This is a genomic window from Mesorhizobium sp. M0244, assembly GCF_040321795.1.
Lineage (GTDB): Bacteria > Pseudomonadota > Alphaproteobacteria > Rhizobiales > Rhizobiaceae > Mesorhizobium.
Window position 1 is genome coordinate 1 of record NZ_JAMYSE010000155.1, and the last position, 8,781, is coordinate 8,781.

Consider the following 8,781-nt stretch of genomic DNA (forward strand, 5'->3'; position numbering starts at 1 on the left):
AGACAGAATCTAGTATGCAGTCTCGCTTCGTCCAACTCCCCTCTTCCGCTTCTGCCATAATGAGTGGCTGTTGCCAGAAACGGCACGCTGCGCTCATACAGGCAGGCGCAAACGAGGGACCGACATGCCTGCCCAAAGCAATCTCAAGCCGGTGCTGACCGCTGCCGACGTCAACGCGCTGATGGCGACCGTTTTCCCGCAACTCAACGACCAGTTCACCTTCTATGAGGCGGTGGAGGTGTTTCCAGGCGGCTGCATCGTGCGGCTCAATGCCGACGAGCGCCATTTGCGCCCCGGCGGCACCGTGTCGGGCTCCTCGCTGTTCACGCTGGCCGACATAGGCGGCTATGTCTGCGTGCTCTCGCATGCCGGGCCGGATGCTCTTTCGGTCACCACCAGTCTCAACATCAATTTCGTCCGCAAGGCCGAGGCCGGGCCGATCGATGGCCATTGCCGCATCCTCAAGCTCGGCAGAAGCCTGATGGTATTCGATATCGACATCGTCGCCGGGCCGGAGGGACACACGGTAGCGCACGCGACGGGAACCTATTCGATCCCGCCGAAGCGGATTGGAGATGTGGTAAAATAATACCTTCTGCTCAAATCATTGTTTTTGCTTGATTTTACCCCAGAGCTAGCTTTTCATGCGCCTTGACGTAGTCGCCGCCCTCTCCTATAAGCCCTCACGGAACAGCGGCCCGCAAAGGCCGCCGTTTTGTTATTGGCGACGGGCAAGTGCCTTTCGCCAATCCAAGCAACAAGAAACGCCTTCTTTTGAAGGTCCGAACCGAAAGCAACAATCCATGGCAACCTTTTCGCAGAAGCCTGCGGATGTGGTGAAGAAGTGGGTGCTGATCGACGCCGAGGGTCTCGTCGTCGGCCGTCTCGCCACTGTCATCGCCAATCATCTTCGCGGCAAGCACAAGCCCACCTTCACTCCGCATGTCGACGACGGCGACAATGTCATCGTCATCAATGCCGACAAGGTGGTGTTCACCGGCAAGAAGTTCACCGACAAGGTCTATTACTGGCACACCGGCCACCCCGGCGGCGTCAAGGAACGCACCGCGCGCCAGCTGCTTGAGGGCCGTTTTCCCGAGCGTGTCGTCGAAAAGGCCGTCGAACGCATGATCCCGCGTGGCCCGCTCGGCCGTCGCCAGATGAAGAATCTCCGCGTCTATGCAGGCACGGAACATCCGCATGTCGCCCAGCAGCCCGTCACCCTCGACGTGGCCAAGCTGAACGCCAAGAACAAGAAGGTTTCGTAAGATGGCTGAGCTTTCCTCGCTCGCAGAACTCGGAACTGCCACCGGCAACACCAACACCCAGCCGGCAGCACCCGTCCATGTCCAGAAGCTCGACAAATCGGGCCGCGCCTACGCCACCGGCAAGCGCAAGAACGCCATCGCCCGCGTCTGGGTGAAGCCCGGCTCCGGCAAGATCGTCGTCAACGACAAGGTGTTCGCCGAATATTTCGCGCGTCCGGTGCTGCAGATGATCCTCAACCAGCCGATCATCGCCGCCAACCGCGCCGGCCAGTACGACATCGTTGCCACCGTCATTGGCGGCGGCCTTTCCGGCCAGGCCGGTGCCGTGCGCCACGGCATCTCCAAGGCGCTGACCTATTACGAGCCGGCGCTGCGCGCCGTGCTCAAGAAGGGCGGCTTCCTGACCCGCGACAGCCGCGTCGTCGAGCGCAAGAAGTACGGCAAGGCGAAAGCCCGCCGCTCCTTCCAGTTCTCCAAGCGTTAAGCGCAGCGCAGCTTTCAGAAGACGAAAAGGCCGCCTCCGGCGGCCTTTTCTATGAATGGCGGCACCAATCACCGGCGGCAGGCGCGGCTCGCTCGCATCGTGGCAGACTTCAGGCCTTGATGAAGTCAATGAACGCCCGCAACGGCGCCGGCACGAGGCGCCGGCCGGGATAGTAAAGGAACGGCCCGGAGAAGCTCTGCCACCAGGGCTCAAGCAGCGGTTCGAGCGCCCCGCTCTCGAAGTGAGGGCGTAGCCAATCCTCGAACAGACTGATGATGCCGGTGCCGGCGACGGCTGCATCGACTTTGAGGTCAGTCGCCCCGCCCAGGGTCACGAGAAGCGGCCCCGTCGGGTCGACCCGCACCACCTCGCCGTCGCGCTCGAATTCCCACGGCGGCATCGCACCGCTGGCAAAGCGGCCGCGCAGGCAGGCGTGGCCGAGCAGGTCGCTCGGGTGTTGCGGCCGGCCATGACGATCCAGGTAGGCAGGGCTGGCGGCGGTGGCGAAGCGCTGCACGCGCGGTCCGATCGGCACGGCGATCATGTCCTGCTCCAGCCGCTCGTCATAGCGGATGCCGGCGTCGCAGCCGGCCGCCAGCACATCGACAAAGCTCTCCTCGGCGACCACCTCCAGCCGGATGCCGGGATAGGCGGCAAGGAACCGCGGGACGATGCTGGGCAGGACCAGCCGCACCGCGCTGACCGGCACATTGAGGCGCAACGTACCTGCCGGCCTGTCGCGAAAGCCGTTCACCACGTCGAGGGCCGATTCCACCTCGGTCAAGGCAGGACCGAGCCGCGCCAGCAGGCCTTCGCCGGCTTCGGTCAGGACGACGCTGCGGGTCGTCCGGTTGAGCAGCCTGACACCGAGCTGCGTCTCGAGGCGGCGCACCGCCTCGCTCAAGCCGGACGCACTGCCGCCGCTGGCGCGTGCCGCATCCCGAAAGCCTTTGGCGCGCGCTACGGCCACGAAGGCGTTCAGATCCCCGAGATCAATCTGCATTGTTCGTCATTCCGCACAGCCCGTGCGAATTGTAGCCAATTATCATGAGATCGGACAGCGTCTATCTGTGCACCATCCCTGAAGGAGAAAGACCATGTCCAGCGTCGACCAGTCCGGCACATTCATCCTCGGCGACCGCAAAGTGAGACGGCTCGGCTACGGCGCCATGCAGCTCGCAGGGCCAGGCGTCTTCGGCCCACCAAAGGATCACGACGCGGCATTGGCCGTGCTGCGCGAAGCCGTTGCACAAGGCGTCAATCACATCGACACCAGCGATTTCTATGGCCCGCACGTCACCCACCTGTTGATCCGCGAAGCGCTCGCACCCTATCCCGGCGACCTCATGATCGTCACCAAGATCGGTGCCCGACGCGGCACGGATGGCTCATGGCTACCGGCCTTCTCGGCAGAAGAGCTGACACAGGCGGTGCACGACAATCTGCGCAATCTCGCGCTCGACGTGCTGGAAGTGGTCAACCTTCGGATCATGTTCGACGCACATGGCCCCGCCGAAGGATCGATCGAAGCGCCGCTGACGGCACTCGCCGAGCTTCAGCGACAAGGTTTGGTGCGTCACATCGGATTGAGCAACGTCACCGCTGCGCAAGTCGCGGAAGGTCGCAGGATTTGCAAGATCGTCTGCGTGCAGAACCAGTACAATCTGGCGCACCAAGGCGACGATGCCTTGATAGACAATCTGGCCCGCGATGGCATCGCCTATGTGCCGTTCTTCCCGCTCGGCGGGTTCAACCCGCTGCAGTCGTCGACCTTGTCCGAGGTCGCTGCGCGCCTCGACGCCACGCCCATGCAGGTCGCGCTCGCCTGGCTGCTTCGCCGCGCGCCCAACATTCTTCTGATTCCCGGCACGTCTTCCGTCGCACATCTGCGAGAAAACCTCGCCGCTGCCGACCTCGAACTGTCGGACGATGTCGTCAAGGAGCTGGATAGTGTGGCAATGGCGGCCTGCGGGTAGATTACCGAAGGCGGTGACGAGCCAATCTCCCCCAAGTGGGTTCCCTTGCGGAGGAGATGGCCGGCAGGACAGAAAGGGCGCCAAGGCGCGCGACCTTGCAGGCGGACAACCGAGGCGCTGAAGGATAGTCGCATTTTTCTGCCACAACGCCACATTTTGTTCTTGCTTTGTGCCGGCAGCTATGCTACTAATCTGGGTATGGTGCTGATTGGCGCCGACGACCCGCCCACCGTGGCGGGTTTCTGTTTCTGGGTTTCGAAAGTTGGCGCTGCCGGCCTGGGGTCGGCGGGACAGCGTCCTCCTCTGCCGCCGGGCATCTTCCCCACAAGAGGGAGACCGCAATTCTCGCCGCGCCGGTCTAATTGATGCTGGCCGTGTTGGCCGGCTCGGCCGGGCGCTTCTCACCGGCATAGGGCACGCGAAAACCGTTCGCCGCCAGCCAACCGATGGCGGCATTCGGTTCGTCGGTCTGGATGATAGTGGCGCCTCGCTCGACCCAGAAGCCATAAGTCTCGCGCGGCAGGCTGGCCGCGACCGCCAGCTCGTCGCCGCGGCCGCCAGCGAGGAAGCCGCCCGGCTTGTTGACGATGGCATAGGTGTCGGCCCAGATGTGCCAGTCGCCCCTCACGGCGATCGCGCGCATGCGCGGGCTGAACAGCGGGCCGCCGGTCTCGGTCAGTGTCTCGGCGCCGGCCCGCCAATTGATCAGTTCGATCGCCCGCACCGGGAACGCCCGGCTGACTTTTTCGGCAAACATCGCGTCGTGAACCGCATCGTCGGCAATGATCGGCATGAACTGGAAGCCGCCCTCGATCGCGTCCATGGCGGCCGCAACCGTGGCGATCCTCTCCGCATCCCACAGGTTCTCCTTGACGATCACCTGTTCGGCCATGCCGAGGTCGCGCGCGACCGCGACCATGCCGGTCAGGCTTTCGGTATCGAGCTTGTTGTCGAGATTGATGAGGATCTTGTCCCTGGTCGCCATCAACAGCTCGCGCAACGTCGAGACCGTCTCGCCCGTAACGGCGCCGGTGCCTTCGATCACCAACCGGCACGTCTTGAGTTCGGCCAATGTGTGCTTGTCGACCTCACCTTTGCAAGTCGTGGTGCGGTCGAGCCAACTGTCATGCATGACGACGAACTGTCCGTCCTTCGAGCGCCTGATATCGACCTCGACGATTTCGGCGCCCATTGCGATCGACGCCTCGATGGCGGCGATCGAATTTTCGGGATAGAGCGTCTTGCCGGCCTGCATGCCGCCGGCGCGGTGCGCGGCCACCATCACATGATCGCGCCATCGGTTGGCATGCTCGAAGCGGTCGAGTATCTGCCTGGCGCGCGTTTCGCCTGCCGACGCATAACCAAGTGGGACCGTCAGCGCGACGGAAAGCAGAAGGCTCAGCCAAGTCGTTCGCATGAGAATCGCTCCGTACCGGATCGACACCCGGTTAAGCGACGCTCGTGACACCCCGGTGAACGAAGCCGGCTTCGCAAACGCTGGAAAATTCAGATCAGCGCCGGCCGAAGCAGCCGTTGGCGGCTACTTTCGGTTGCTTGCCAGGCAATCTCCCGGCCAGCCATACGGAGCTCGCCTGGCAAGCAAGAATTTGTGACCGGGCTCGAATGGTCGTGGTTCTCCGAAGGAGTCGCAATTCTGAGAATTATGTCCAATAAGGTTGCGCGTCGACGCACAGGAGATCGCTTCATGCCGCCAAGAACCATCGATCACGCCTTCACCACCCGCTCCAGGACGGGTGCGTCGTTCGAGCCGACCTATGCCGGCGCGCTGTCGTTCATGCGGCGCAAATATTCGAAGGACGTGAAGGGCGCCGATGCGGTGGTGTGGGGCATTCCCTTCGACGCCGCGGTCACCAATCGGCCGGGCGCGCGTTTCGGACCGCAGGCGATCCGCCGCGCCTCGGCGATCCTCGACAACGACCCGCAATATCCGTTTTCGCGCGATCTGTTCGAACATCTCGCCGTGGTCGATTATGGCGATTGCCTGCTCGACAGCGGCAACCACCAGAAGACGCCCGGCACGATCGAGCGCGAGGCGGCAAAGATCCTGAAATCCGGCGCCTTCCTGCTATCGCTCGGCGGCGACCATTTCGTCACCTGGCCGCTGCTCAAGGCGCATGCCGCCATCCATGGGCCGCTGGCCCTGGTGCAGTTCGACGCACACCAGGACACCTGGCCCGACGACGGCAAGCGCATCGATCACGGCTCCTTCGTCGGCCGTGCGGTAAAGGAGGGCATCATCGACCCCGACCGCTCGATCCAGATCGGCATCCGCACCCATGCGCCCGACACTTTCGGCATCAAGATCCTGTATGGCCATGAAGTGGAGGAAATGCGGGCATCCGACATCGCCTACGCCATCGTCGACCGTACCGGCGGCAAGAAGACCTACGTCACCTTCGACATCGATTGCCTGGATCCGGCTTTTGCGCCCGGCACCGGAACGCCGGTCGCGGGAGGCCCGTCTTCGGCAAAGATCCTGTCGGTGCTGCGCCAGATCAACCAGGTCGATATCGTCGGCGCCGACGTCGTCGAGGTTGCGCCAGCCTATGATCACGCCGATATAACGGCAATTGCCGGCTCGATGGTGGCCATGCACTATCTCGGGCTGCTGGCCGAACGAAAGGCCCGGCTCGAGGAAATGAACCAGGGCAATTACAGCGTTGCCGGATTGAATCAGGCAAGCGGCATATAACTTTGAGATAACAGGAATTCAGGCAGGCAATGAAACCGAAAATCTTCATCGACGGCGAGCACGGCACCACCGGTCTGCAGATCAGGGCGCTGCTTGCCGAGCGCGGCGACCTGGAAATCATCTCCATCCCGACCGAGCGCCGCAAGGAAACGGCAGCGCGCGCCGAGTTCCTCAATGCCGCCGATGTCGCGATTCTCTGCCTACCGGACGCGGCCGCCAAGGAAAGCGTTTCGCTGATCGCCAATGACACCACCAAGGTGATCGACGCCTCGACGGCGCATCGCGTCGCCGAGGGCTGGGAATATGGTTTCGCCGAAATGGACAAGGATCAGGCGAAGAAGATCGCTTCGGCGAAGCGCGTCGCCAATCCGGGCTGCTGGCCGCAAGGACCCATCGCGACGCTGCGGCCGCTGGTTGCGGCGGGGCTGTTGCCGGCCGATTTTCCGGTCACCGTCAACGGCATTTCCGGCTATTCCGGCGGCGGCCGGCCGATGATCGAGGATTATGTCGCCAAGGGCGAGGATGCGCCGGAATTCCTGCCCTACGGGCTGACGCTGCAGCACAAGCACGTGCCGGAGCTCAGGACCTATGCCAAGCTTTCGCACGATCCGATCATGCAGCCGGCAGTCGGCAATTTCGCGCAAGGCATGATCACGGTGGTGCCGCTGCAACTCGGCGGCCTCGACCATGTGCCGACCGGCGCCGAGCTTCATGCAGCGATCGCCGATCATTTCGCTTCCATCGATGCCGGCGTGGTCGAGGTGGCGCCGTATCTGCATCAGGAACGCATGCCTGAGATCGATCCGGAGACCTATAACGGCACCAACCGGATGAAGCTCTACGTCTTTGCCAATGACGACAGGGCGCAGGCGCTGCTGCTTGCGGTCTACGACAATCTCGGCAAGGGCGCCTCGGGCGCTGCCGTGCAGAACATGGATTTGATGCTCGGCCTCTGAATGGATGCGCCGGCATTTCCAAAGCGCTGGAGGGTCGGCGCGCCCGAACTCATCGCCGAAACGTTCAGCGGCTGCATCTGGAAGGTTGTTCGCGAGGACAGCTCGCCGGCAATCGTCAAGGATCTAAAACCTTTCGACGATGTTGAGGACGAGTTGCGTGGCGAGCATTTCCTCGCCTGGCGACGCGGCAAAGGGGCAGTGCGGCTGCTCGGCCGCGATGGCCATCGCATGCTGCTGGAATATGCCGGCGAAACCTCGCTGTCACAGGTGATTGCGGATCAAGGCGACAATGCCGCCACCGCGATCGCGGCGGAGGTGATGGCAAGACTGTTCTCACCGTCGAAGCACCCTGCCCCGCCGGATCTCCAGCCGTTGCGTGCGCGGTTCTCCAGCCTGTTCAGAAAGGCGAAGGCCGACCGTGATGCCGGCAAAAGGAGCTTCTATCTCGAAGCCGCTGGGATCGCGGAACGGCTGCTGGCCAACCCGCGTGAGGTGCGGCCGCTGCATGGCGATCTGCATCACGACAACATCATGCGCGGTCCGCGCGGCTGGTTGGCGATCGACCCGAAGGGCGTTCTCGGCGACCCCGACTTCGACGCGGCCAACATGTTCTACAACCCACTCGACCGCGACGATCTCTGCCTTGATCCGCAGCGGATCGCTCACATGGCGCAAGTCTTTGCGGCGACGCTGCGCCAGTCACCGGCCACCATATTGGACCACGCCATCGCCTATGGCTGCCTGTCGGCTGCATGGCACCATGAAGATCGCAATGTGGTCGACGAAAACCGCGAACTGGCGATCGCCGCGGCGATTCGGACGGTGCGGTTCAGCCTCTGAGAGCAATCTCATGGGGCAGCGGATAAGCGCCCTTGGTGCCGCGCCAGTGCGCCGCGGCAAAGCCGAGCAGGACCAGCGCAATACCTTGGTGCGTCAGCGCCATGTGCAGCGGTACGTGCATCAATAGCGTGCCGATGCCGATCGACGCTTGGACCACCACAATCAGGAACAGCAGCGTCGCGCGGCGGGCATGTGTCGTTCCCGGCAAGCGCCGGCGTGTCGCGATCATGTGCCAGAGCGCGACCACAAAGATCGTGTAGGCGCCAAGCCGGTGAACGAACTGCACCGTCTTCGGGTTTTCGAAGAAATTGCGCCATGCCGGCTCTAGCAGAAGCAGGTCGCCGGGGACCAGTTTGCCGTCCATCAGCGGCCAGGTGTTGTAGCTCGAGCCGGCGTCGAGCCCTGCGACCAGCCCGCCGAGATAGATCTGAACCAGCGCCAGCAGCACCAGAAAGCCGGCCAGGCGTTGCGTCGAGCGGTCGGCGGCTGGTTCGGAGTGTGGGGCCAATCCACGCGCGACCACCATTGTCGCCGTGAAGATCAG

Annotated in this window: 10 protein-coding genes; 7 read left to right on the plus strand and 3 right to left on the minus strand. The window is 63.2% G+C overall.

What is annotated here, in order from left to right; all coding sequences use genetic code 11:
- Positions 1 to 124 precede the first annotated feature (124 nt).
- From NKJ08_RS37405 to rpsI, 3 genes are all read left to right on the plus strand, one after another.
- The gene (locus tag NKJ08_RS37405; protein ID WP_352532528.1) at positions 125 to 589 is read left to right on the plus strand and encodes a PaaI family thioesterase; all 465 of its coding nucleotides are present in this window, start codon (positions 125 to 127) and stop codon (positions 587 to 589) included.
- Between the two features lie 214 nt (positions 590 to 803).
- On the plus strand, positions 804 to 1,268 hold the full coding sequence (gene rplM, locus NKJ08_RS37410) for a 50S ribosomal protein L13 (RefSeq protein ID WP_292654203.1): 465 nt from the start codon (positions 804 to 806) through the stop codon (positions 1,266 to 1,268).
- A gap of 1 nt (position 1,269) precedes the next feature.
- Complete coding sequence (gene rpsI, locus NKJ08_RS37415) at positions 1,270 to 1,752, plus strand: 30S ribosomal protein S9 (RefSeq protein WP_023717316.1); 483 nt, start codon at positions 1,270 to 1,272, stop codon at positions 1,750 to 1,752.
- Between the two features lie 109 nt (positions 1,753 to 1,861).
- Here rpsI and NKJ08_RS37420 read toward each other — a convergent pair whose 3' ends face one another.
- Complete coding sequence (locus NKJ08_RS37420) at positions 1,862 to 2,755, minus strand: LysR family transcriptional regulator (RefSeq protein ID WP_352532530.1); 894 nt, start codon at positions 2,753 to 2,755, stop codon at positions 1,862 to 1,864.
- A 94-nt stretch (positions 2,756 to 2,849) separates the two neighbouring features.
- Here NKJ08_RS37420 and NKJ08_RS37425 point away from each other — a divergent pair, with 94 nt between their 5' ends.
- Positions 2,850 to 3,728, plus strand: a complete 879-nt coding sequence (locus NKJ08_RS37425; protein ID WP_352786197.1) for an aldo/keto reductase family oxidoreductase — start codon at positions 2,850 to 2,852, stop codon at positions 3,726 to 3,728.
- Between the two features lie 358 nt (positions 3,729 to 4,086).
- On the opposite strand, the gene NKJ08_RS37430 is transcribed toward NKJ08_RS37425, so the two are convergent.
- Positions 4,087 to 5,145, minus strand: coding sequence for a glycerophosphodiester phosphodiesterase family protein (locus NKJ08_RS37430; RefSeq protein WP_352532534.1), 1,059 nt, complete (start codon positions 5,143 to 5,145; stop codon positions 4,087 to 4,089).
- 288 nt (positions 5,146 to 5,433) lie between these two features.
- On the opposite strand from NKJ08_RS37430, the gene speB reads away from it, so the two are divergent.
- From speB to NKJ08_RS37445, 3 genes are read left to right on the plus strand one after another with little or no spacing between them, the layout of a single operon-like run.
- Positions 5,434 to 6,441, plus strand: coding sequence for an agmatinase (gene speB, locus NKJ08_RS37435; RefSeq protein ID WP_352532536.1), 1,008 nt, complete (start codon positions 5,434 to 5,436; stop codon positions 6,439 to 6,441).
- A 29-nt stretch (positions 6,442 to 6,470) separates the two neighbouring features.
- The gene (gene argC / locus NKJ08_RS37440; RefSeq protein ID WP_352532538.1) at positions 6,471 to 7,397 is read left to right on the plus strand and encodes an N-acetyl-gamma-glutamyl-phosphate reductase; all 927 of its coding nucleotides are present in this window, start codon (positions 6,471 to 6,473) and stop codon (positions 7,395 to 7,397) included.
- Positions 7,398 to 8,237 (plus strand): aminoglycoside phosphotransferase family protein, encoded by an 840-nt coding sequence (locus NKJ08_RS37445; RefSeq protein ID WP_352532540.1) that lies wholly within the window; start codon positions 7,398 to 7,400, stop codon positions 8,235 to 8,237. It begins immediately after the preceding gene.
- On the opposite strand, the gene NKJ08_RS37450 is transcribed toward NKJ08_RS37445, so the two are convergent.
- Positions 8,227 to 8,781: COX15/CtaA family protein (locus NKJ08_RS37450; protein WP_352786200.1), on the minus strand; the 555-nt coding region annotated here is incomplete at its 5' end. The two genes, NKJ08_RS37445 and NKJ08_RS37450, sit on opposite strands and share 11 nt — an antisense overlap.

Bases quoted from the DNA above. Each gene is read 5' to 3' on its own strand.
- NKJ08_RS37430 (WP_352532534.1), bottom strand. From the start codon at position 5,145: ATGCGAACGACTTGGCTGAGCCTTCTGCTTTCCGTCGCGCTGACGGTC.
- NKJ08_RS37405 (WP_352532528.1), top strand. From the start codon at position 125: ATGCCTGCCCAAAGCAATCTCAAGCCGGTGCTGACCGCTGCCGACGTC.
- NKJ08_RS37420 (WP_352532530.1), bottom strand. From the start codon at position 2,755: ATGCAGATTGATCTCGGGGATCTGAACGCCTTCGTGGCCGTAGCGCGC.
- speB (WP_352532536.1), top strand. From the start codon at position 5,434: ATGCCGCCAAGAACCATCGATCACGCCTTCACCACCCGCTCCAGGACG.
- NKJ08_RS37425 (WP_352786197.1), top strand. From the start codon at position 2,850: ATGTCCAGCGTCGACCAGTCCGGCACATTCATCCTCGGCGACCGCAAA.
- argC (WP_352532538.1), top strand. From the start codon at position 6,471: ATGAAACCGAAAATCTTCATCGACGGCGAGCACGGCACCACCGGTCTG.
- rplM (WP_292654203.1), top strand. From the start codon at position 804: ATGGCAACCTTTTCGCAGAAGCCTGCGGATGTGGTGAAGAAGTGGGTG.
- NKJ08_RS37445 (WP_352532540.1), top strand. From the start codon at position 7,398: ATGGATGCGCCGGCATTTCCAAAGCGCTGGAGGGTCGGCGCGCCCGAA.
- rpsI (WP_023717316.1), top strand. From the start codon at position 1,270: ATGGCTGAGCTTTCCTCGCTCGCAGAACTCGGAACTGCCACCGGCAAC.